The 22,278-nt window shown below is 64.7% G+C and carries 19 protein-coding genes; 11 read left to right on the plus strand and 8 right to left on the minus strand.

Annotated elements, in window-relative coordinates:
• Genes H6979_11965 through H6979_11975 form a run of 3 tightly spaced genes read right to left on the minus strand, consistent with a single transcriptional unit; the run spans nucleotide 1 to nucleotide 2,587 of the window.
• Complete coding sequence (locus H6979_11965) at nucleotides 1–1,092, minus strand: efflux RND transporter periplasmic adaptor subunit (protein ID MCP5140557.1); 1,092 nt, start codon at nucleotides 1,090–1,092, stop codon at nucleotides 1–3.
• Complete coding sequence (locus H6979_11970) at nucleotides 1,092–1,292, minus strand: DUF2892 domain-containing protein (GenBank protein ID MCP5140558.1); 201 nt, start codon at nucleotides 1,290–1,292, stop codon at nucleotides 1,092–1,094. Before H6979_11970 ends, H6979_11965 begins: the two co-directional genes overlap by 1 nt.
• Complete coding sequence (locus H6979_11975) at nucleotides 1,289–2,587, minus strand: NAD(P)/FAD-dependent oxidoreductase (protein ID MCP5140559.1); 1,299 nt, start codon at nucleotides 2,585–2,587, stop codon at nucleotides 1,289–1,291. The genes H6979_11970 and H6979_11975 overlap by 4 nt, the downstream gene beginning before the upstream one ends.
• Before the next feature lie 207 nt (nucleotides 2,588–2,794).
• Between H6979_11975 and H6979_11980 the strand changes: the two genes are divergently transcribed.
• Nucleotides 2,795–3,868, plus strand: coding sequence for a cytochrome-c peroxidase (locus tag H6979_11980; protein MCP5140560.1), 1,074 nt, complete (start codon nucleotides 2,795–2,797; stop codon nucleotides 3,866–3,868).
• Nucleotides 3,869–3,912: 44 nt separating this feature from the next.
• Here H6979_11980 and H6979_11985 read toward each other — a convergent pair whose 3' ends face one another.
• Complete coding sequence (locus tag H6979_11985) at nucleotides 3,913–4,725, minus strand: c-type cytochrome (protein ID MCP5140561.1); 813 nt, start codon at nucleotides 4,723–4,725, stop codon at nucleotides 3,913–3,915.
• Between the two features lie 217 nt (nucleotides 4,726–4,942).
• Here H6979_11985 and H6979_11990 point away from each other — a divergent pair, with 217 nt between their 5' ends.
• The 9 genes from H6979_11990 to H6979_12030 are packed head-to-tail and all read left to right on the plus strand — an operon-like array spanning nucleotide 4,943 to nucleotide 16,719.
• Entirely contained in the window at nucleotides 4,943–6,151 is a 1,209-nt protein-coding gene (locus H6979_11990) for a TIGR03862 family flavoprotein (GenBank protein ID MCP5140562.1), read from the plus strand.
• 42 nt (nucleotides 6,152–6,193) lie between these two features.
• Nucleotides 6,194–7,639, plus strand: coding sequence for a DUF2779 domain-containing protein (locus H6979_11995; protein MCP5140563.1), 1,446 nt, complete (start codon nucleotides 6,194–6,196; stop codon nucleotides 7,637–7,639).
• Between the two features lie 6 nt (nucleotides 7,640–7,645).
• Nucleotides 7,646–8,635, plus strand: coding sequence for a hypothetical protein (locus H6979_12000; GenBank protein MCP5140564.1), 990 nt, complete (start codon nucleotides 7,646–7,648; stop codon nucleotides 8,633–8,635).
• 2 nt (nucleotides 8,636–8,637) lie between these two features.
• Complete coding sequence (locus tag H6979_12005) at nucleotides 8,638–9,378, plus strand: TerC family protein (protein ID MCP5140565.1); 741 nt, start codon at nucleotides 8,638–8,640, stop codon at nucleotides 9,376–9,378.
• Nucleotides 9,379–9,381: 3 nt separating this feature from the next.
• Complete coding sequence (locus tag H6979_12010) at nucleotides 9,382–9,840, plus strand: universal stress protein (GenBank protein ID MCP5140566.1); 459 nt, start codon at nucleotides 9,382–9,384, stop codon at nucleotides 9,838–9,840.
• On the plus strand, nucleotides 9,834–12,662 hold the full coding sequence (gene ppc / locus H6979_12015) for a phosphoenolpyruvate carboxylase (protein MCP5140567.1): 2,829 nt from the start codon (nucleotides 9,834–9,836) through the stop codon (nucleotides 12,660–12,662). Before H6979_12010 ends, ppc begins: the two co-directional genes overlap by 7 nt.
• 35 nt (nucleotides 12,663–12,697) lie before the next feature.
• The gene (gene mgtA / locus H6979_12020; GenBank protein ID MCP5140568.1) at nucleotides 12,698–15,238 is read left to right on the plus strand and encodes a magnesium-translocating P-type ATPase; all 2,541 of its coding nucleotides are present in this window, start codon (nucleotides 12,698–12,700) and stop codon (nucleotides 15,236–15,238) included.
• Between the two features lie 30 nt (nucleotides 15,239–15,268).
• The gene (locus H6979_12025; GenBank protein ID MCP5140569.1) at nucleotides 15,269–15,886 is read left to right on the plus strand and encodes a hemolysin III family protein; all 618 of its coding nucleotides are present in this window, start codon (nucleotides 15,269–15,271) and stop codon (nucleotides 15,884–15,886) included.
• 56 nt (nucleotides 15,887–15,942) lie between these two features.
• Nucleotides 15,943–16,719, plus strand: coding sequence for a hypothetical protein (locus tag H6979_12030; protein MCP5140570.1), 777 nt, complete (start codon nucleotides 15,943–15,945; stop codon nucleotides 16,717–16,719).
• Between the two features lie 8 nt (nucleotides 16,720–16,727).
• Here H6979_12030 and H6979_12035 read toward each other — a convergent pair whose 3' ends face one another.
• A complete protein-coding gene (locus tag H6979_12035) occupies nucleotides 16,728–17,471 on the minus strand; it encodes a DUF1838 family protein (GenBank protein ID MCP5140571.1) in 744 nt (247 codons plus the stop codon).
• A gap of 84 nt (nucleotides 17,472–17,555) precedes the next feature.
• Between H6979_12035 and H6979_12040 the strand changes: the two genes are divergently transcribed.
• A complete protein-coding gene (locus tag H6979_12040; protein ID MCP5140572.1) occupies nucleotides 17,556–18,605 on the plus strand; it encodes a zinc-dependent alcohol dehydrogenase family protein in 1,050 nt (349 codons plus the stop codon).
• Here the strand turns inward: H6979_12040 and H6979_12045 are convergent.
• From H6979_12045 to H6979_12055, 3 genes are read right to left on the minus strand one after another with little or no spacing between them, the layout of a single operon-like run.
• The gene (locus H6979_12045) at nucleotides 18,569–20,296 is read right to left on the minus strand and encodes a phospholipid carrier-dependent glycosyltransferase (GenBank protein ID MCP5140573.1); all 1,728 of its coding nucleotides are present in this window, start codon (nucleotides 20,294–20,296) and stop codon (nucleotides 18,569–18,571) included. The genes H6979_12040 and H6979_12045 overlap by 37 nt on opposite strands.
• Entirely contained in the window at nucleotides 20,293–21,210 is a 918-nt protein-coding gene (locus H6979_12050; protein MCP5140574.1) for a 4-deoxy-4-formamido-L-arabinose-phosphoundecaprenol deformylase, read from the minus strand. The genes H6979_12045 and H6979_12050 overlap by 4 nt, the downstream gene beginning before the upstream one ends.
• 18 nt (nucleotides 21,211–21,228) lie before the next feature.
• Nucleotides 21,229–22,278: a bifunctional UDP-4-keto-pentose/UDP-xylose synthase gene (locus tag H6979_12055; protein ID MCP5140575.1), complete on the minus strand. Its 1,050-nt coding sequence runs from the start codon at nucleotides 22,276–22,278 to the stop codon at nucleotides 21,229–21,231.

Raw genomic sequence — 22,278 nt, forward strand, 5'->3', positions numbered from 1 at the left:
TCAGTCGGCGCGGGCCGCGGCCACCGGGTCCAGGGCGACCCGTTCACCGGCACTCAAGCCCGCCAGCACCTCGACCTGCTCTGCGCCCGCCGCACTGCCAAAGCTGTGGCCGAGCCGCACCTGGCGCAGCGATACCCGGTTGTCCGGCGCGACCACGTAGATGCCGGTTACTTCGCTGCGGGTGATGACGGCTGTGCGGGGCACCAGCAGACGGCTGGTTTCGCCGGTGACAAATCCGACCTTCACGTACATGCCTGGATACAGGTCTGCCGCGTTGGCCGGCAGTTCGACCCGGGCACGGAAGGTGTTCGAGAGCGGATCTGCCTCCGGAAAGATGGTGACCTTGCTCGCGTCGATACGACGCCCGCCAACATGGACGGCGGCCTTCTTGCGCAGGCGGACCTGCTCGACGAGGCTCTGCGGTATGTCCACCGTGACGCGCAGTTTCTCCAGCGAGTAGCCACTGATCAGTGGCGTGCCCGGCGCCACGGTTTCGCCCACGCGGACCTTGCGGGCGGTGATGATGCCTGCATAGGGCGCACGTACCTCGGTCCAGGCCACACCTTCCGTCGCGGATGCCACGGCGGCCCGTGCGGCGTTCAGCCGCGCGAGCGATGCGTCACGCTCGGCGAGCGCCTGGTCGAATTGCGCTCTGGACACGACCTTGCGCTCGTACATGGCCGCAATGCGCTCGTAGCGGGCGCGGGCTTCAGCCTCGCGGGCTTCGGCTTCGCTCAGTGCCGCCTCGGCCTGGTCCAGTTCTGCGCGCTGCCCGATGCTGCGGATCTTCAGGAGTACAGCGCCGGCCGGTACGAAGTCATTCACGTCGTACAGAATTTCGCTGACGCGACCTGCTGTCTGGGCTGCCACGGTGGCCTGGTTTACCGCTTCGACGGTACCGTCGAGTTCACGCTCGGCAGCGCCGGCAACCGGCTGGACGACGACAGTGGCAAATGCGGGTGCCGGCAGCGCGGCCGGCGCCGGCGGTGTCTTGCCGCCACAAGCTGCGAACAGCACGATCCCCGGCAGCAGGAGCATCGGCCGCAACAGCCTGGCGGCGGATGCCGCTACCGGGGAGAAGCAGCGCCCCATCAGAATGCGGCGCCGGGCTTGAGCCCGAGTTTCTTCAGGATGATGGCGAGCGGGCAGAAGCCGGTGAATGAGGACTGCAGCAGGTTCGCACCCACGAACGCTGTCAGCCAGAACCAGTTGGGGTTCAGCCTCAGGCCCAGTGCCAGGCTCACCAGGATTACCGTGCCCGCAAAAGCCAGTACCGCACGATCGATGGTCATTGCGTGTCTCCTGCCGATTTCGGCTTGTCTTTCAGACGTTCAATACCCAAAGCCTTCATGACATAGGTTTCGTATACGGGGGTGGTCGTTCCCGAGCGTACCTTGTGCAGAAAGTATTTCTCGAAAGCAATCTTGGCGAGGTGCACCCATTTGCCCTGTTTTGCCCAGGTCACGTTTCGTGGCGGTATCTGGGGCAGAGCAACAAAGGCGATGCCGATGTCGCCGAAGTCGGCCAGGCAGACGGCATTCCACGTCGCCTTGGCAGCGGGCGGCTGGCCGGCGATGGCGGCCTTTATGTTTTCGCAGATGGCCGCCGTCATTGACTCGATCATGTAACCGGTCTTGGGTGCGCCGGTTGGCACCTGTGTGACTTCCACGGGCGGAATCGCCACGCAGACGCCCGCGGAATAAATCTCCGGATACTTCGGACTGCGCTGGAACTGGTCGATGAGCACGAAGCCGCGCGGATTGCAGAGTCCAGGTACGGCCGCCACCGCATCCACCCCCAGAAATGCCGGCAGAATCATGCTGTAGGCGAACGGCAACTCATGGCTTTTTGCCGGCTGTGCCGCCTCACCCTGTTCCTCTGCATGGAGCTTGCCATCCTCCACGCGGGTGATTTTTGCGTTGCTGATCCACTTGATGTGCCGCTGGCGAAGCTCGGCTTCCATCAGGCCCTTGCTGTCGCCGACACCACCGAGTCCCATGTGTCCGATATACGGTTCCGGCGTCACGTAGGTCATCGGCACGCGGTCGCGCAGTTTTCGCTTGCGCAGGTCTGCGTCCAGGATCATGGCGAACTCATAGGCAGGCCCGAAGCAGCTGGCACCCGGTGCGGCGCCAATGACGATGGGCCCGGGGTTCTGCAGGAAAACCTGGTAGCGCTCCCAGGCCTGCAGCGAGTGCGCATGGGTACAGATGGACTGGCTGAAGCCGGACGGGCCCAGGCCCGGCACTTCCTCGAATGCCAGCTTGGGTCCGGTGGTTATCACCAGATAGTCATAAGGGATGTCGCTGCCGTCCGCGACGCTGACCTGGCGCTTTTCGGCGTCTATACGACTGGCAGGCGCCTCGATCCACCGGATCCCGTGTTTTTCCAGCGGTTTGCGCAACTCGACGCTGGTGTCCTGCGGTTCGCGCCAGCCAACGGCCATCCACGGATTCGAGGGCGTGAACTCGAATCGCCCCGAACTCCCGATCAGCGTGATCTGGTGGCTGTCGTCGAGTTGCTTGCGCAGGTCGTAGGCACAGGGCACACCGCCAATGCCGGCGCCGATGATGACGATGTTGGCCATGGGGTTCTCCTTGTTCAGGCAGATTCAGACTACTACAGGGAGCCGTCGATTGCCGCTCGCCGATGACCCCTGTACCCGCAAGACCTGTGCATACCCCGGACGGATATGTCCATTCGAGGATTCTCGACTACCTGCCTTGCTTCGGGCAAGGTAGGTTCATGGGGCCGCGCGGTTGGCGCCACGGCAAACGACAGAGAGGGATCAGGCATGCGTTCTTTGGTTGCATTGGCAGGGATTTCGGCAGTACTGCTGGTTTCAGCTTGTGGCCGGGATGCGCCGAAAGATGCGGCGCAGTCCTCCGCACCGCAGGCATCGGCCGCAGTCGATGCCGCGGCGCTGCAAGCCCGGGCCGCAGCGATGTTCCAGGTCATTCCTGCCGAGATGCGCACCGAGCGCTATCCGCTCACCGAGGCCCGGGTCACGCTGGGCCGGATTCTCTACTACGATCCGCGCCTGTCCAGGAACCAGGATATCTCCTGCAATTCCTGCCACGACCTGGCGAAGTACGGTGTCGACGGGAAGCCGACCAGCAACGGCGACAAGGGCCAGCCGGGTGGCCGCAACTCGCCGACGACCTACAACGCGGCGCTGCATATCGCGCAGTTCTGGGATGGCCGTGCGGCCGATGTCGAGGCGCAGGCCAAGGGACCGATCCTCAATCCGGTCGAGATGGCGATGCCCGATGCGGATGCCGTGGTGAAAACGCTGAAGTCCATTCCGGGTTACGCCGAACTTTTCCAGGCCGCATTTCCCGATGACAAAGACCCGATCAATTACGACAACGTGGGTATGGCGATTGGCGCCTTCGAGCGCAAGCTCGTGACGCCCGCGCCCTTCGACAGATTCATTGCCGGTGACCTGACGGCCCTGAACGAAGCACAGCTGACCGGTTTCAATACTTTTGTGAACAGCGGTTGCGCCTCCTGCCACAATGGTGTTGGTGCCGGCGGTGGCATGTACCAGAAGCTGGGGCTGGTGAAAGCCTTCGAGACGACCGACACGGGCCGTGCAGAAGTTACGAAGAATGAGGCGGACAAGTTCTTCTTCAAGGTGCCGTCGCTGCGGAACATCGAACAGACCGGGCCGTACTTTCACGATGGCAAGGTCGCTACGCTTGACGATGCGATCCGGCTGATGGCCGAGCATCAGGTCGGCAAGGCGCTGACTGACCAGGAGGTATCTGAAATCAGGGCCTTCCTCGGCAGCCTCACCGGCACGCTACCGGCCGACTACATTGCGAAGCCGGCACTGCCCGGCGTGGGTCCGGCGACCGGTACCTGAGCCGCGGGACCGATCGGCGGGCGGAGCCTTCCGGATCGCCGCCCTCAGGGCCGGCCGGGCAATATTCCGCCGTACAGGTGTACGCCTTCGGCGGGTTTCGATTCCCACAGCTGTTCCGCGAAGCGCGGAATGCTCATCGCGACCATCGGAAAGCATTCAACCAGCTGATCCGGTTTCGCCGGAATGCCGTAGAGCGCATAGCAGAAGAAATCGCGTTCGTCGGGACGCCAGAAACCGCGGATGGTTTCATGGTCGCTGGTAATGGAGCCATCGGCATTGAAATAGGCGCGGAATACCAGTTCACCGCCGGCGGTCACCATGCGATAGCGCGTGGTGTTCGACATCATGTGATTCCAGAAGCTCGGAAAGCGTTCCGATACCGGTTTGCTGCGATCGGGGTCGACCATGACCTTCGGCAACTCGGGTTTTGGCCAGTCGGCGCCGCCGGTTTCAAGCATCAGGAACGAGATCAGGGCGAGGCGGTCGGGATTCGGCACGCCTTCGGGAATCGCCATGCTGGTGCCCGGCACATCCCCGGCGGGATCGGCGAGGAACCGGTCGAGGCGGTCGGCACTCCAGGTGATATCGGCGCTGCTCAGCGCTGACGAGTATCTGAAACTGCCGCGGCTGCCGGCCTTGCTGCCGGTCAGGTGCCACAGGTTCGGACCTGTCAGGTCGGAGCCGCCGTCGGTCAGCGTGTGGCAGGCACTGCAGCGCATCTGGAAGGCGCGCCGGCCAACCACGTAGTCGGCTTTGGACAGCACATCCCGCGTGAGGATCTGCTGGGCGCCTGCGGCCGGGACGAAAACGGTGGCCAGCAAGGTGGCAACAAGGTGTGCGGCGAGCGGATTTTTCATGGGGCTGAATCCTGGTCGGGAAGCGGGTCAGGGAAGAATCGATTTTGTGGCCTGATCCTGCGAGCATGCGCGTCACCGAGTCAACAGGCTGCAACCATGTCGACCAAATCCTTCGCTGCCTCAGCCGGGAGCTTCATCGCGATCGGCGCGCCGGCCTGGATGTCATTGCCACTTTTCGCCCCCGCCTTGACCGGGCAGCCACGTGCCTGACTCTCAGCTGCGTCCCTGGGTTGCAGTCATCGGCAGCGGGCCGGCCGGTCTTGCGGCGGCAGAGATGCTGGCGGCAGATGCCGAGGTCCATGTCTTCGATGCAATGCCCTCGCCGGGGCGCAAGCTTCTGCTGGCCGGCAAGAGCGGGCTGAATCTCACGCACGCCGAAGACTTCGACGTGTTTCTCGGCCGCTTCGGTACGGCCTGTGCTGCCCTGGAGCCGGCGTTGCGCAGCTTTCCGCCCGAAGCGATCCGGCAGTGGGCAGCCGGTCTCGGCGTTGAAACGTTTATCGGCAGCTCAGGGCGTGTATTCCCCGTGGCGATGAAAGCCTCGCCCTTGCTGCGAGCCTGGCTTTCACGGCTGCGTGAGGGTGGGGTGAGTTTGCATATGCGTCACCGCTGGCAGGGCTGGAACGCGGAGGGTGTGCTGGTCTTTGACACGCCGGACGGCGTGCGGAAGTTCAGTGCCGATGCCACGGTACTGGCGCTCGGCGGGGCAAGCTGGCCGCGCCTGGGCACCGACGGCGCATGGGCGGCCATGCTCGCGGGACGCGGTGTGCGCATCAATACGCTGCGTTCCGCCAATTGCGGTTTCGATGTGCAGTGGAGCGCGCATCTGCGCGAGCGCTGTGCCGGTTTGCCGGTGAAATCGGTCAGCCTGACTTTCGGCGCGCAGTCGCTGCGCGGCGAATTTGTCATCAGCGCGAACGGTATCGAGGGCAGCGCGGTCTATGCCTTGTCGGCCCCTTTGCGCGATGCGATCGAAGCGCATGACCTTGCCAGGCTGGTAATCGATCTGCTGCCCGATCGCAGCCTTGAACAGCTGACCGCGGCGCTGTCGCGTCCGCGCGGCAAGGCGAGCCTCGCCAGTCATCTGCGCAAGGCGGCGGGAATTGACGGGGTGAAGGCGACGTTGTTGCGCGAGACTGCCGATGCCGCAACGCTGGCCGATCCGGCGCGTCTGGCCGCGCACATCAAGGCGTTGCCGCTGGTCCTCACTGGCACGCGTCCGCTGGCCGAGGCAATCAGTACGGCCGGCGGCGTTGGCCTCGATGAAATCGATGCGCAGTACATGCTGCGGCATGTGCCCGGTGTGTTCGTGGCCGGGGAAATGCTCGACTGGGAAGCGCCAACCGGCGGTTATCTGCTGAGCGCCTGCCTTGCCACAGGCCGTGCCGCGGGCAGCGGGGTGCTCCGTTTCCTGCACGGCAAATAGTTTCAGGCGCGTATCCGCCTTCTGGCGGTTATCCTGATCCACATGGCCGGACTGTCCAAATCACGCCTGATGTCCTTTCTCCAGTGCCCGAAGCGGCTCTGGCTGGAAAAGCATCAGCCGGAACTCGCGCAGATCAGTGCGGCGACCGAAGCCGCATTTGCGACCGGCCACGAGATCGGCGATATCGCGCGGCAGCTCTATGATCCGGACGGCACCGGTGCGCTGATCAGCGGTGCAGGTGGCATGGCCGCGGCGCTGCGCGATACGGCTGTCGCACTCGCGGGTCCGGCGGCTACGCCACTTTTCGAAGCGACCTTCGAGCGCGACGGCCTGCTGATCCGTGCTGACGTGCTGGAGCGTCAGGCGCAGCGGCTCGTCGAAGTGAAATCATCGACCTCCTGCAAGGACGAGCACATCACCGACTGCGCCATCCAGGCCTGGGTGCTCGAGACTTCAGCGGTTGCGCCGCAGTCAGTCGTGCTCGCCCATGTCGACAACCAGTTCGTGTATCAGGGTGACGGTGATTACCGCGGTTTGCTGGTCGAGAAGGATCTGAGCGCTGCGATCGGCGCGCAGAAACAGAAGGTGCCCGCATGGCTGGCTGATGCGAAACGGACGGTGGAAGGCGACTGTCCCGATGCGGCCATCGGTCGGCGTTGCCGCGCGCCCCATGCGTGTGCGTTTATCGCGCATTGCTGGCCGGACACGGACTATCCGCTCACCACGCTGCCCGGTGTCAGCGGACGTCTCGATGCGCTGATCGCACAGGGCTACAAGGATGTGCGCGAGCTGCCGGCCGCGAGTGCGGGCGGCCCCGAGGCACAGCGCGTCTGGCGCGCGGCCCGCAGCGGGCAGCCGGAAGTGAATGACTCGGCCCGCAAGGCACTCGCGGCGCTGGGCTGGCCGCGTTACTACCTCGATTTCGAGACCATCGGTGGAGCGATTCCCCGCTGGGCCGGGACGCGGCCCTATCAGGCGATACCGTTCCAGTGGTCGTTGCATGACGAATCGGCGCCCGGCCAGCTGGAGCACGCCGAATTTCTTGACCTGAGCGGTGAGCTGCCGGCCCGTGCAGTTGCCACCGCACTGCTTGCGGCGATCGGTACCCGTGGCCCGGTGCTGACCTGGACCGGTTACGAAAAGCAGTGCCTGGGCACGCTTGCCGCTTTCTGTCCGGAGCTTGCCGATGCATTGGCCGCGGTGGTCGAACGGCTGGTGGATCTGCACCCGATCGTGAAGGCGGCGTACTACCACCCGGCCATGAAAGGCAGCTGGTCGATCAAGGCGCTGCTGCCGGCCATCGCGCCGGACATGGATTACGCACAGCTCGAAGGCGTCCACGACGGCGGCGGTGCGCAGCTGGCCTGGGTGGAAGCGGTAGCGCCGCAAACCGCGGCAGAGCGGCGCAGCGAGCTCCGTGAGCAACTATTGCGCTATTGTGCTCACGACACGCTGGCCATGGTGCGCGTGCTGCATTTTTTTGCCTGAGCAGCCATGAATTCGACCCCGAACAAGTCACTCGATAGCGGCCGGGCCCTGGCCGCCGGCATCGCCTTCAGTGCGCTGTTCACCGCTTTCATCTGGTACAGCGGCACGGTCTGGCCGACGCCGGCACCGTATTTGCCGGAGCGCCCGGGCTTCTGGTACGAGTGGCAGCTGGCAGAACCGACTTTCTGGACGCAGGCGACGGCCTGGGGCGGCTATCTCCTGCACCAGTGCATGCTGTGGTGGCTGATCTGGTACGCAAGGGCCCGGCAGCCGGGTTATACGCGCGGACTGCATGCGGTGAATGTCTGGGCGCTCGGCGGCAACGCGCTGTTCATCGGGCTGCACTGGCTGCAGACGCGCCTCTGGTATGACGGCCTGGCGCAGGACGTCCACGAGGTGACCTCGTTTGCCTCCGTGGCTGTCATGCTGGTGGTGATCCTGATCATGGAGAATCACCGGCGCGGACTGTTCTTCGGCCGCAAGGTGTCGCTGGTCAGTGCCGCGGGCGAGGTGGCGCGCAAGTATCATGGTTACTACTTTGCCTGGGCGATCGTCTATACCTTCTGGTATCACCCGATGGAGAATACGCCCGGGCACCTGATGGGTTTCCTGTATATGTTCCTGCTGCTTCTGCAGGGCAGCCTGTTCTTTACCCGCACGCATCTGAACCGCTACTGGACGCTTACGCTGGAAATGATGGTGATCGCGCACGCCGTGCTGGTCGGCATGATGAACGGCACGCGCTGGGAAAACTTCGTCACCGGCCTGCTCGGGCTGTTCGTGATTACCCAGATTTATGGCCTGCCCTGGAAGCGCAGGACCCGGTTTGTCGCGACCGTCGCTTATCTGCTGTCGGTCGTGCTCATCTATTACCACGGCCGGGGCCTCGGTTACCTGTATGAAGTGTTCATGATCCCGGTCTGGGATATCGCGGCGGTATTCCTGCTCTCGCTGCTGATAATCGGCGGTGCGCGGCTGGTGCAGGGCAGGCGCTGAACATGGATCTGGCTTCACCGGATTTCTGGATCGCCGTCGGCCAGATCATCGCCATCGATATCCTGCTCGGCGGTGACAATGCGGTGGTGATCGCGCTGGCTTCACGCCGGCTGCCGGCGCAGCAGCGCACACAGGCCATTTTCTGGGGCATGTTCGGCGCGGTGGCGCTGCGCGTGGTGCTGATCTTCTTTGCCCTGGAGCTGCTCCAGTTCCCATACCTGAAGATCGTTGGCGGACTCCTGCTGCTGTGGATCGGGATCAAGTTGCTGCTGCCGGCTGATGAAGACGGAGGCCACGAAATCAATGCGAGCATGCATCTGATGGGTGCCATCAAGACCATCGTCCTCGCCGATGCCGTGATGAGTCTCGACAACGTGATCGGCATTGCCGGCGCCGCCAAAGGGCACTTGGCGCTGGTGGTGTTCGGGCTGGTCGTCAGCGTGCCGATCATCGTCTGGGGCAGCCGTTTCGTGCTGACCCTGATGGACCGCTTTCCGATCGTGATCCTGGGCGGCGCGGCGCTGCTTGGCTGGATTGCCGGTGACATGATCGCCCACGATGTGGTGCTCGCCGAAGGCTATGCAGCGCTCGCGCCGGGCATCTACGCTTATGCGGCGCCGCTGTCCGGGGCGATGCTGGTCGTGGCCATCGGCAAGCTGGGTGGCAAACGCCGGGCAGCAGCGGCTGCCACGAAACCCGTCGACCTGGTCCGGCGCGACAACAACAGCGAACATCAGGAGTAGCTCATGTCGAGATTCCTCGTCGCCATCGACGGTTCCGGCTATTCGGACAGCGCGGTGGACTATGTGGTGCGCCGTGCCGGCCTTTGCAAAGAGCCGGTGCACGTACATCTGCTCAATGTGCAATTCCCGCTGGCCGGGGTAAACGTCAAGCTGTTCATCAAGCCGGAAAGCGTGGAGAGCTATTACCGCGACGAAGGCATGGCGACCCTGGCCGCGCCCCGCGAAGTGCTGAAGGCAGCCGGCATCAGTGCCGATCACCATATCGGCGTGGGCGATCCGGGGCAGGTGATCACCGACTATGCGCAGGCCAACAATTGCGACGAGATCATCATGGGCACGCACGGGCGTGGTGCCCTGGCCGGTGCGGTGATGGGCTCCGTCGCCCGCAATGTAGTGCAGCTGTCACCGGTTCCGGTGGTGCTGGTCAAGGGCCAGCCGGCCAGAGCCGCGGTGTCATCGTGAGCAGCCCGGCGCGGGGCCGCAAGTCGCCTGCCGCACGCAGGCGCAATGCCGAGGAACAGAACCGCCCGCTGGTCGAGGACATTCGCCTGCTGGGGCGCATTCTCGGTGACGTGATTCGCGAGCAGGAAGGCCGCAAGGCCTTCGACCTGATCGAGCGCGTGCGACAGCTGTCGGTGGCCTACCGGCTGAAGAAGGATGCAAGCGCCGGCCGGGCGCTCAGCCGGCTGCTGAAGAGCCTGTCGGGCGACCAGATGGTGAGCGTGATCCGCGCCTTCAGCTATTTTTCACATCTCGCCAACATCGCTGAAGACCGGCATCAGGTGCGTCAGCGGGCACAGCAGGAAGCGCTGGCGCAGCTGCAGGATGGCTCGCTTCAGCTCAGCCTCGAGCGTCTGGCGCGTGCCGGTGTCAGCGACACGCAGATTGTCGGGACGCTTGCCCACGCGCACATCAGCCCGGTGCTGACTGCCCATCCCACCGAGGTACAGCGCAAGAGCATCCTCGACGCCGAGCGCGCGATTGCAGAACTCGTCGCGCAGCGCGACGCCCTGCAGCTGGAGCCCGAGCGCGCGCAGAACGAGCTGCTGATCCGCGCCCGTGTCACGCAGCTGTGGCAGACGCGCATGCTGCGCACGGTCAGGCTCAGCGTGATCGATGAAATCGATAATGCGCTGTCGTACTACCGCACCACCTTTCTGCGCCAGTTGCCGCACCTCTATGCCGACATCGAACAGGCCCTGCCGGGCCAGACGGTGGCACCGTTCCTGCGCATGGGGCACTGGATCGGCGGCGACCGCGACGGCAATCCCAACGTCACGGCTGCAACGCTGGCCACTGCTTTCGAGCGGCAGGCCGAGGTGGCGCTGCGTTTCTATCTGGCGGAGGTGCACGAACTCGGCGCCGAGTTGTCGCTGTCGCAGTTGCTCTCCGGCGTGTCCGATGAGCTGGCCGCGCTGGCGGACCGTTCGCCGGATCGCAATCCGCATCGCGCCGATGAAGCCTACCGGCGTGCGCTGATCGGGATCTATGCGCGGCTGGCCGCGACGCTGCATGCCTATACCGGCCAGGAGGCCTTGCGGCACGCCGTGGAGCCACAGGAGCCCTATGCGAGCGCGACGGAATTTCTCGCCGACCTGCGCGTGATCGAAGGCTCGCTCTGCTCGCATCATGCGCAGGCCGTGGTATGGCCAAGGCTGGCACCATTGATACGTGCGGTGCAGGTTTTCGGCTTTCATCTGGCGACCATCGACCTGCGACAGAGTTCCGACCGTCATGCGGCGGTGGTTGCCGAACTGCTGCGCGCTGCCCGCCTGCACAGCGACTACATGGCGCTGGACGAAGCCGGACGGCGCGACATCCTGCTGAAGCTGCTCAACGATGCGCGTCCGCTGCGTGTCGTCGACCACGCCTATACGCCGGCCACAATGGATGAAATCGCCGTGTTCGAGACGGCGCGCGATGCCTTGGCCTGCTACGGACGCGATGCGATCCGCCACTCGATCATCTCGCACACCGAGGAAGTCAGTGATCTGCTCGAGCTGATGCTGCTGCTCAAGGAGACCGGGCTGCTGCAGGGCACGCTGGCCGATACGGCGCGTTCCAGCCTGATCGTCGTGCCATTGTTCGAGACCATCGGCGACCTGCGCCGTGCGGTCGGCATCATGCAGGAATTTCTGGCGCTGCCCGGCGTGCTGGACACGGTGCTGCGCAGTGGTGGCGAGCAGGAAGTGATGCTCGGTTACAGCGACAGCAACAAGGATGGCGGCTTTTTCACCAGCAACTGGGAGCTTTACCGGGCCGAGATCGAACTGGTGGCGCTGTTTGCACCGCTGCGCAAGAAAGGCCTGGTGCTGCGGCTGTTCCATGGTCGCGGCGGTACGGTCGGCCGGGGCGGCGGTCCGAATTTCCAGGCGATTCTCGCCCAGCCGCCCGGCACCGTGAACGGGCAGTTGCGCGTCACCGAACAGGGCGAGGTGATTACCTCGAAGTATGCCCATCCGGACATCGGCCGGCGTAACCTGGAGACGCTGGTGGCGGCGACGCTGGAGGCGACCCTGCTGCATGCGACGCCGGGCGAGGCCGGCTCGGTGCCTGAAAAGTTTCTTGAGGCCGCCGCTGAACTCAGCCGCACGAGCTTCGAGGCATACCGGCATCTGGTCTACGACACGCCGCGATTCAGCGAGTACTTCTTCGCCGCGACCCCGATCCGCGAGATTGCCGGGCTGAAGATCGGCTCGCGTCCCCCGTCGCGCCCGCGTCAGGATGGTGGTGAGCTGCGCATCGAGGATCTGCGCGCGATTCCATGGACCTTCTCCTGGGGTCAGTGCCGGGTCGCCTTGCCGGGCTGGGCGGGTTTCGGCACCGCAGTGGAGCGTTACCTGGGTCATGGCGTCGGCCGGCAGCGCCGGCTTGCGCTGTTGCAACGGATGTACCGGCAGTGGCCATTCTTCCGCACGCTGCTCTCCAATATGGACATGGTGCTCGCGAAGAGCGATCTGCGCATCGCCGCCCGCTACGTCGAGCTGGTCGAGGACAAGCGCCTCGGCAAGCGCCTGTTCGGTGCCATCGAGGCCGAGTGGCAGCGCAGCAGCAAGGCGCTTTCGCAGATCACCGGTGAGTCGCGGCGCCTGGCCGGCAATTCGGCGCTGGCGCGCTCGATCGAACATCGTTTTCCGTATCTCGACCCACTCAATCACCTGCAGGTCGAGCTGATCCGTCGCCATCGCAGCCGCGGCGATACCGACCCTGAAGCCGAGCGCGTGCGCACCGGTATCCATATCTCCATCAACGGCGTGGCAGCGGGGCTGAGGAATACCGGATGACGCCGGTCGGGGCGGGCCATGCGGGCGCCTCGCGCATGGACGCAGCTTCTGCCTACTGGTCACGACCCGCGGCGGAACTGCTGCGGACGGTGGACAGCAGTGTGGATGGCTTGTCAGCCGACGAGGCAGCCGACCGTCTGCGACGCTTTGCTGGCAACGGTATCCGTGACACCGCGAGGCTGTCTGCCGCACGCCTGTTCCTGCGTCAGGTGCAGAGCCCGCTGGTGCTTATCCTGGTGTTTGGCGCAGCCGTGTCGCTGTTTGTGCGCGAGTGGGTCGATGCCGCGATTGTCCTCGTCATCGTCTTCAGCAGCGTTCTGCTCGGCTTCCTGCAGGAATACCGTGCATCAGCGGCTGTAGCCGGGCTGCGTCAGCGACTCGCCCTGACCGCACAGGTCAGGCGTGGCGGGACCATCTGCACGGTCGCGGCGGCGACCATCGTGCCGGGCGATGTGGTGCTGCTTTCCGCCGGCAACCTGGTGCCGGGTGATGGCGTTGTACTGACGGCGCGTGATTTTCTCGTCACCGAGGCGAGTCTTACCGGCGAGTCGTTTCCGGTCGAGAAGCGACCGGGTGTGATTGCCGCGGATGCCTCGCTGGCGGCACGCAGCAACTCGGTGTTCCTCGGTACATCGGTGCGCAGCGGTACCGCCGAGGTGTTGATCGTCCGGACCGGTCGCGATACGCAATTCGGTGCGATCGCCGGACGGCTCGCGACCAATGCGCCGGAAACGGATTTTGCGCAGGGCGTGCGGCAATTCGGCTATCTGCTGGTGCGCGTGATGCTCGGCATGGTGGTGTTCGTGCTGGTCGTGAACCAGTGGCTGGGGCGACCTGCGCTCGAGTCGCTGCTGTTTGCGATGGCTCTCGCGGTCGGCATGTCGCCTGAACTGCTGCCGGCCATCGTCAGCGTAACCCTGTCGCGTGGTGCCAGGCGGATGGCGGGAGAGGGCGTGATCGTCTCGCGTCTGGAGGCCATCGAAAACCTGGGCAGCATGGACATACTGTGTACGGACAAGACCGGCACGCTGACTGCCGGTATCGTGGCGCTCAATGCAGCTGTGGATCCGGCTGGCGAGCCCGCACCGGCCGTGTTGCAACTCGCTTACCTGAATGCAGTCATGCAGACGGGTATCGAGAACCCGCTAGATGCAGCCATCGTTGCCGCCGGTGACTCGGCCGGACTTGCGGCGACGGGCTGCAGCAAGGTGGATGAAATCCCGTACGACTTCATCCGCAAGCGGCTGACGATCGTGGTTGCCGCAGCCGGTGACCCGGCTGCACATCTGCTCATCATCAAGGGTGCTTTCACCAAGGTGCTGGAGACCTGCAGCACCGTCACGCAAGGTGGTGCCGAAGTCGCCCTGGATGCGACAAACCGCGCTGCGCTGGAGGCGTTCTTCAGGTGCCGCAGCGAGGAGGGCTACCGGGTGCTTGCGCTCGCGGCACAGCGCGTGCCGGCACGGGAGCGCTATGTGCATGAGGACGAAACGGGGCTGAACCTGGCCGGTTTCCTGCTGTTTTACGATCCGCCAAAAGCGACCGCGGCAAAGGCGATAGGCGAACTCGCCGCTCTCGGCATCCGCACCAAGGTCATCACCGGCGACAACCGCTACGTGTCTGCCCACCTGGGCGAAAGCATCGGCTTTGATCCTCGCGCCATGCTGACGGGTGCGGAGATCGCCACGATGAAAGACGAGGCACTGTGGCACTGTGCCGGGTCTACCGACCTGTTTGTCGAGGTCGACCCGCAGCAGAAGGAGCGCATCGTGCGCGCCTTGCAGCACATGGGTCACTCGGTCGGCTACCTCGGCGACGGCATCAACGATGCGCCTGCCCTGTATGCGGCGGATGTGGGTATCTCGGTCGACCAGGCCGTCGATGTGGCCCGCGCGAGCGCCGATGTCGTGTTGCTGAAACCTGATCTCGACGTACTCCGGCAGGGCGTCGAAGACGGACGCAGGACATTTGCCAATACGCTCAAGTACATCAGCATCACCACCAGTGCCAATTTCGGCAACATGGTGAGCATGGCGCTGGCGACGCCCTTGCTGCCCTTTCTGCCGCTCGCTGCCAAGCAGATCCTGCTCAACAATTTCCTGTCTGACGTGCCTGCGCTGTTCATCTCGACGGACAACGTGGATGCGGACAGGCTGGTGCGACCGCAGCGCTGGCGTGTTGCTGAAGTGCAGCGCTTCATGATTGTCTTCGGCCTGCTCAGCACGATCTTCGACCTGGCGACCTTTGCCCTGCTGCGGACGGTGTTCAGCGCCGGGCAGGCCACCTTTCAGACCGCCTGGTTTGTGGTCTCGCTGCTCACCGAACTGGCGGTGGTGCTGGTGTTGCGCACGCAGGGTCCGGCATTGCGGAGTCGGCCGGGCCGGCTGCTTTGCTGGTTTACGGCAGCGGTCAGCCTGTTCGCCCTGGCAATTCCCTGGCTGGGTGCGCCCGCAGCGGTATTCGGTTTTGTGCCCTTGTCGCTGCCGATAGCCGGCACCATCGTTTGCATCGTTGCGGCATACATGCTCAGCACGGAACTCGCCAAGGCCCGGTTCTTCCGCCGCGGGAGCGATTGAACTGTGCACGATCGCCGTGGTCCACCCAGCATGTACCACGGCGAGCGCTTCAACAGCATCAGCCACCTGGCAGGGGCCGGGCTGGCCCTGGCCGGTGCGATAGTGCTGATCACGATTGCCGCCCGCCTCGGGGATCCCTGGAAGATCGTGAGCTTCAGCATCTACGGCGCGATGCTGGTGGCGCTGTATGTGTTATCGACCGTCTATCACAGCGTGCGCGGCCGCGCGAAAGCGATACTCAGAAAGCTCGACCATTGCGCGATCTACATGCTGATCGCCGGTACCTATACGCCCTTTGCACTGGTGTCCCTGCGCGGTACCTGGGGCTGGTGGCTGCTCGGCATCGTGTGGAGTCTGGCGCTGTTCGGCATCGGGCAGGAACTTCTGCTCGGCAACCGCACACGGGTGCTTTCGCTGATCCTCTACGTGCTCATGGGCTGGCTGGCGCTGGTCGCGGTGGTGCCGCTGTGGCATGCGCTCACGCCGCCGGGTTTTGCCTGGCTGGTGGCCGGCGGCGCACTCTATACCGGCGGCCTCATCTTCTATGCGACCGACCACAAGCTGCGGCATGGTCACGGTGTCTGGCACCTGTTCGTGGTCAGTGGCAGCGGTTGCCACTTCTATACGATCCTCTCCTACGTCGTCTGACAATCACGCCTGCCTGCCGTAACATCGGCTGATCCAGGCCGTGTTCCGGGGGATGCATGACGGCGCAATCTTCGTTTGATCCGCCACAGGTCTACAGCGGCAGCTGGGAAGACCATGTGGTCCTCGGCGTGATGCTCGCCGCTTCCGTACTCGCCCAGCTGTTTCTCGCCGAACGCAACAGGCATGCGGACAACGTACACAGTCCGCGGCTGGCGTGGATGCGGGCGCTGCTTTATTTCAGCGTGATCCTGGTGATCAGCTGGGCGACCGGGGTGCTGAAGGCGCTGGTCCATGCGCCTTTCGTGCCGGCCGACGATCTGGCCAGCCCGGTGTGGCTCGTTCTCACCGGCATCTGGCTGCTCGCCCTGGTCTGGGGCTATGTGTACTGGTGGCCGCGCGGCACGCTGACCTACGATCGCAGGCTTTATCTGCTGCCGCAGATACTCTTCGGGCTTGCCTGGGGATTCAGCTCGGGTCAGCTGACGCTGGCAATCTGGGCCGTGATCGAGGAATTCGGCTTCGCCCGCTGGGGCAGCGCCTTGCTGGTGTTTTTCGTGCTCGCGGGCTACGGCCAGATCTACCAGTCAGGCTGGTGGGACATCCACGTTTCTCCGCCGCACAACATCCGTGCCACAAACGCCAAAAAGGTGCTGTTCGGCCACATGCCGTTTCTGGGTATCGCGCTGCTGCACTTCACGCTGTTCGGTAATGCGCTGCTGTTTGTCGCTTTCCATGCTGCGGCGCTGGCCTGTTCGGCCGTCGCCATGCGCTTCCCGCCGTTCTGGGAAAAGGACGGTCCGGCGGTATCGAAAGAGACGGCGCTCGGCGTTTGAGGCGAAGCTCAGATGTCCGGGCTGGCGAGGAAGCCCGGATGGTCGCGCTCGATGCGCTCGCGCAGTGCAGTGGGGATGTCTGCGGGGCCAGCGATCTTCCGGCCGATGATTTCCGAGAGCACGTAGCCTCCGTTGTCCTCCATGCCCATCCAGGGATAGAAGCTCCACATCGTGGTGTGACTCATGGTGGCCGGCACCATGCCGAGCCGCGGATTGCCGACATCAGCCAGCGATGCGCAGAAGTGCGTCACCTCCATCGGCTCGCCGGCCAGCCCCTTCGGTGCGCCCGGCACCGCGGGCGTGGCCGGTGCGGGAAACTGCGCGGCAAGCCGCTCGCTGCTCCAGACCGTATCACCGATGATCAGCGGTGCGCCGACCTGCCCGTCAAATGGCGCGCCCGGAAAAGACGGCCTGATGGTGCCGTTGTCTTCGATCAGATAACGCAGACGGAGGCGATTGGCCGGTGGTGTGACCACGCGCCCGGTCCAGGGATTGGTCCAGCTGTCCAGAAACGCGCCGGTCCCGGCGTCGATGTAGTAGCCGGCCTCGCTCATCCTCGATTCCCAGAGACCGTCCGGCAGCCGGGAGAGGCGGTTGAAGCCGATGCCGGTGATGCGCATCAGGTGCCTGGCGATCTCGCCGGGGCGCTTGCCGAGGACTTCGCCCTGCCACCACCAGAGCACGGCTTCGCCGTCGCTGCGGGCGCGGATGCGGGCCAGCGCGGCAACCGGCTGTGCGGCGGAAATTTTCATCGCATCCCTGCCCGATAAAATACAGAATCGGAGTCTAGTCGAAACAGTCGATGTCAATAAGACGCATCGCCCACGGTAAACACAATGCGCGCAATGGTCCTCGAACGAATCACCAGCCTGGCGGACAACGACACGCCGCTGACGCTTCGTGACCTGCCGGAACCGGTTGCCGGCGACGGCGAAATCCTGATCAGGGTGGCCGCCTGTGGCGTATGCCATACCGAACTCGACGAGATCGAAGGTCGACTGCCGCCGCCGCGATTGCCGGTAATCCCGGGTCATCAGGTCGTGGGTCGTGTTGCCGCACTGGGGAATCGCGATCCACAGGGCGTGCTGAAGCGCGCCGGTCTGCGGCCCGGTGACCGGGTTGGCGTCGCGTGGATCCATTCAGCCTGTGGCAGCTGTGACTTTTGCCGCAGCGGGCGGGAGAATCTCTGTCCCGGCTTCAAGGCCACCGGTCTCGATGCGCACGGCGGCTATGCGCAGTACATGACGGTGCGGGCCGATTTCGCCTGTCGCCTGCCGGACGCCCTGCCCGACGTCGAGGCCGCACCGCTGCTCTGTGCCGGGGCCATCGGCTACCGTTCGCTGTCGCTGACGAATCTCGAGGATGGCCAGACGCTGGGCCTGACCGGTTTCGGTGCGTCGGCGCACCTGGTTCTGGCACTGGCGCGGTACCGGTACCCGCACTCGCCCGTGGTGGTGTTCGCGCGCAGCCCGGAGGAGCGCGCCTTTGCCCTCGAGCTGGGCGCAGCATGGGCCGGCGATACGCAGGACCGGTCGCCGCAGCCCTGCGCCGCGATCATCGATACGACGCCGGTCTGGACGCCGGTCGTCGAGGCGCTGAAAAACCTGGATGCGGGCGGGCGCCTCGTCGTCAATGCCATACGCAAGGAGACGGTTGATCAGGCTGTGCTGCTGGATCTGGATTATGCCGGGCAGTTGTGGCGCGAGAAGGAAATCAAGAGCGTGGCCAACGTCACGCGTCGCGATGTGCTGGAGTTTCTGCAGCTGGCGGCGGAGATCCCGCTGCAGCCGGCGGTCGAGTGCCATGCGCTGGAGGAGGCCAATCGCGCCCTGAGGGAGCTCAAGCGCCGCTACATACGCGGTGCCAAGGTGCTCGTCATCGACTGAGCGTCGGGGTCGGGCTTCGCGGCGGTGATATACCAGGCAGCCAGCGCACCTTGCTGTGCATGGCGAGTGCCAGGTGGCACGTCGGCGGCCGCCCGTGCATTGTCTTTGACGCGTGTGATGATCAGCACATCGCGTTTTCCGGCGTTGGCCTGGATCAGCCGACGGATTCCGGCGCTGCCGATGCCGCGTCCGGCGGCGTCGGGCTGGGACAGGCCGTATTCCAGCTCGTTCGGCTCGAATACGTACAGATCGCTGCGCTTGAAGACCCAGGCGACCGAGCCGACCAGCTGGCCCTTGACGATGATGACAGCGTCCGGTGCCACCAGCGCTTTCTGCTCCTCGAGGAAGGGGCCGGGCATCTTGCTGTCCCGCGTGGCGTCAGGGATCACCACCGGGATCGCGAGCAGCAGTCCGGCCAGACTGATCCCGAGCACCCTGACCGGGTCGTCGGCCGCCCGTCGCGCGTGGCGGCCAGCGATCCAGGCTCCCCAGGCACAGGCAGCGAGCGAGAGGATCCAGCGCAGGCTTTCGCCGGCGCCAAACAGCGGTTTGCCGAATGCCCCGAGGCCGTTGCCGAGCAGGTAGCCGAAGCCCGCGGCGAACAGCAGTGCAAGGCCGACTGTGCCGCGCTCGAGCGCGATGCGCCGGCCGCTCGCCCGATAGCGTTCCACGCCATGCGCGAGCAACAGCGCGAGCGGCGGGAAGCAGGGCAGGATGTAGGACAAGAGCTTGCCGCTGGAGGCCGAGAAGAACAGCAACGGCATGGCAAACCACAGCACCGTGAAGCGCAGCAGGCGCGGGTCCAACTGCAGCTCGGGCGATGCGCGGCGCAGACCGAGCAGGGCAGCCGGTGCGTGGAAAGTCCACGGCAGCGCCATCGCCGGCAAGGCGGCGAAGAACAGCCAGAACGGCTGGCTGTGCTGCGCCCGCTCTCCGGAGAAGTAGCGGCGGATGTGCTCTTCCCAGAAGAAGTAGCGCCAGAAATCCGGCTCGTGCGAGTGAATGAGCAGACCCCATGGGGCGACCACGGCTGCGGCGACGAGGACCGGCAACCAGGCATCATCGAGAAGCCGTCGCCAGTCGCGCTGCCAGGCGAGAAAGGGTCCGACGATCAGTACCGGAATCGCCAGGGCGAGAAAGCCTTTGGTGAGGAAGGCGAGCCCGCAGCAGATCCCGACCAGCGCCTGCAGTCGGCGACGTTTTGCTGGTGGTGCGACATGGGACTCGTACCAGAGACCAACAGACAGGGTGAGCCAGAGGCCGAGAATCGGATCGAGGATGGCCATGCTGCCCATGGCCCAGACGGCGAGAAACGACAGCTGGATCGTGCTGGTGTCGATGGCGAGTGCGGCCCGCCGCGTCTGCCGCCGCACGAAGCCATGCAGGAACAGCGCCGTCAGGCCGGTGGTCAGCGCCATGGGCAGGCGAACCGCGAAGGCGTTTTCGCCGAATACGGCGAGCGACGCGGCGTTCACCCAGTGACCGAGCACCGGCTTCTCGAAGTAGCGGACGCCGTTGAAGCGCGGTGTCACCCAGTCACCGCTGGTCAGCATCTCCCGGGCGATCTCGGCGTAACGGAACTCGTCGGGTCGCGACAGCGGCCGGATGCCGAGGGTGACCAGGTAAAAAACGGCAAAGGCGATGAGCAGCACCACACCCGCCGACGGCCATGACCGGTTCGCCGAGCTCATGCCGTGGCACCGGCGATTGCCGGACCCTGCAGGGCAAGCGTGCCGCTGCGACCGGGCACCTCACCACTCCGCACCGGACAGTGCGGCAGGGTGGCGGCGTCAAGACTTCGCCACAGCCGCTCCATCGCGACCAGCTCGTAGCCCTGTGTTTTCCAGCCACTGAGGAGTCGTGCGAAGGCCGGCCGCAGCGCCATCCCCTCGAGTTCGGCGTGGAGGGTGTAGACATGGTTGCGGGTGGCTGTCGGGCCGGTACGCGCCAGCAGTACGTCGGCGACGTTGTCCGCCGTGGTTCCGTCGATACCCAGCAGTTCATCCAGTGTCGGCAGCGTGGTTGGCAATTGCGGGCAGCCGAGGGGCCGACCGGCGACCAGCGGAATGAAGGGCCCGTCACCGCGCGTGTCTGATGCGTAGTCGAGGCCGAGCGTTTCTTCCATTGCGAAGGCCGCATCATTCATCTGCCAGCCGGCAGCACCATGGGTGCGTGGCGCCGTTCCGAAGACCGTACGGAAATCCGCCACGGCTCGCTGCATCTCGCGGCTGGTCCAGGCCGCATCGCGCTTCGCGACAAAGTCCTGCCAGCGGATGTGATCGTGGCAGTGCACGCCGACCTCGAAACCGGCATCCCGCACCATGCGCATGGTCTCGCCGGCCCGTCGGCCGATATGCGGGCCAGGCAGCAGCGTGCCGTACAGCAGGGTGCGCAGACCGTAGTGACTGAGTACCGAAGTGCGATTGACCTTGGCGACAAAGCCGGGACGGAATACCCGCCGGATCGCTCGGCCCGTATGGTCGGGCCCGACACTGAACAGGAAGGTTGCCCCGGCGCCGGCATCGCGCAGGGTATCGACGAGTTGCGGCACACCCTCCAGCGTGCCCCGCAGGGTATCCACGTCGACTTTGAGGGCAAGCAGCATTTCAGGCGTCGCCGCCGCTTATTCGCTCTCCACCAGGCGACCGGCGCTGGCGATCTCCTGTCGATACGCTTCGAAGATCTGGCCCAGCACATCATCCATCGTGACCTTTGGCGTCCAGCCGAGGTCCGCGGTGGTGTTGGCAATTCCCGGTACCCGATGCTGGACGTCCTGGTAACCCTTGCCGTAGTAGCCGCTGGCGCTGACGTCCACCAGCTTCACCCGGGCTGCGTTGTCGCGATACTCGGGATAGGTGGCGGCCATGACCAGCATCTTCTCGGCCAGCTGGCGCACCGACAGCGTGTTGTGCGGATTGCCGATGTTGTAGATGTTGCCGCTGGCCTTCCCGCCACGGTTTTCCAGGATCTTCATGAGCGCCGCGATGCCGTCGCTGATGCCGGTGAAGCAGCGCTCCTGCGAGCCGCCATCGACGAGCTGGATGTTTTCCCCGCGCGCGATATTGCCGAGGAACTGGGTGACCACGCGCGAGCTGCCTTCCTTGGCGGCATGCAGGTTGTCCAGCCCGGCACCGATCCAGTTGAATGGCCGGAACAGCGTGAAATCCAGTTTGCCTTCCTGCCCGTAGGCGTAGATCACGCGGTCGAGCAGCTGCTTGGAACAGGCGTAAATCCAGCGCTGCTTCTCGATCGGGCCGTAGACGAGTTCCGAGGTCGCGGGATCAAACTCGCTGTCCCGGCACATGCCGTACACCTCGGAGGTGGAGGGAAAGATGACACGCTTCTTGTGCTTCACGCACAGGCGAACGATGTGCAGGTTTGCCTCGAAGTCGAGTTCGAAAACGCGCAGCGGATCGCTGACGTAGGTGGCAGGCGTGGCGATCGCGACCAGCGGGACGACCACGTCGGCCTTCTTGACGTGGTATTCGATCCACTCGCGGTTGATGGTGATATCACCTTCGAAGAAGCGCAGGCGCGGATTGTCCATGTACTCCATCAGCCGGTCGCTGAACATGTCCATGCCGAAGATGTTCCAGTCCGTCGTGGCGAGAATCTGCCGGGACAGGTGGTGGCCGATAAAGCCGTTGACGCCGAGGATCAGCACGTTGGTCAT

It is taken from the genome of Chromatiales bacterium, from assembly GCA_024234935.1.
GTDB lineage: Bacteria > Pseudomonadota > Gammaproteobacteria > Steroidobacterales.

Excerpts from the sequence above, each read along its gene's own strand:
- H6979_12025 (MCP5140569.1), top strand. The coding sequence starts at position 15,269 with ATGTACCACGGCGAGCGCTTCAACAGCATCAGCCACCTGGCAGGGGCC.
- H6979_12050 (MCP5140574.1), bottom strand. The coding sequence starts at position 21,210 with ATGCTGCTTGCCCTCAAAGTCGACGTGGATACCCTGCGGGGCACGCTG.
- H6979_11975 (MCP5140559.1), bottom strand. The coding sequence starts at position 2,587 with ATGGCCAACATCGTCATCATCGGCGCCGGCATTGGCGGTGTGCCCTGT.
- H6979_11965 (MCP5140557.1), bottom strand. The coding sequence starts at position 1,092 with ATGGGGCGCTGCTTCTCCCCGGTAGCGGCATCCGCCGCCAGGCTGTTG.
- H6979_11995 (MCP5140563.1), top strand. The coding sequence starts at position 6,194 with ATGGCCGGACTGTCCAAATCACGCCTGATGTCCTTTCTCCAGTGCCCG.
- H6979_12030 (MCP5140570.1), top strand. The coding sequence starts at position 15,943 with ATGACGGCGCAATCTTCGTTTGATCCGCCACAGGTCTACAGCGGCAGC.
- H6979_12005 (MCP5140565.1), top strand. The coding sequence starts at position 8,638 with ATGGATCTGGCTTCACCGGATTTCTGGATCGCCGTCGGCCAGATCATC.
- H6979_12055 (MCP5140575.1), bottom strand. The coding sequence starts at position 22,278 with ATGACCAACGTGCTGATCCTCGGCGTCAACGGCTTTATCGGCCACCAC.
- H6979_12040 (MCP5140572.1), top strand. The coding sequence starts at position 17,556 with ATGCGCGCAATGGTCCTCGAACGAATCACCAGCCTGGCGGACAACGAC.
- H6979_11970 (MCP5140558.1), bottom strand. The coding sequence starts at position 1,292 with ATGACCATCGATCGTGCGGTACTGGCTTTTGCGGGCACGGTAATCCTG.
- H6979_12010 (MCP5140566.1), top strand. The coding sequence starts at position 9,382 with ATGTCGAGATTCCTCGTCGCCATCGACGGTTCCGGCTATTCGGACAGC.
- H6979_11980 (MCP5140560.1), top strand. The coding sequence starts at position 2,795 with ATGCGTTCTTTGGTTGCATTGGCAGGGATTTCGGCAGTACTGCTGGTT.
- mgtA (MCP5140568.1), top strand. The coding sequence starts at position 12,698 with ATGGACGCAGCTTCTGCCTACTGGTCACGACCCGCGGCGGAACTGCTG.
- H6979_12035 (MCP5140571.1), bottom strand. The coding sequence starts at position 17,471 with ATGAAAATTTCCGCCGCACAGCCGGTTGCCGCGCTGGCCCGCATCCGC.
- H6979_11985 (MCP5140561.1), bottom strand. The coding sequence starts at position 4,725 with ATGAAAAATCCGCTCGCCGCACACCTTGTTGCCACCTTGCTGGCCACC.
- H6979_12000 (MCP5140564.1), top strand. The coding sequence starts at position 7,646 with ATGAATTCGACCCCGAACAAGTCACTCGATAGCGGCCGGGCCCTGGCC.
- H6979_12045 (MCP5140573.1), bottom strand. The coding sequence starts at position 20,296 with ATGAGCTCGGCGAACCGGTCATGGCCGTCGGCGGGTGTGGTGCTGCTC.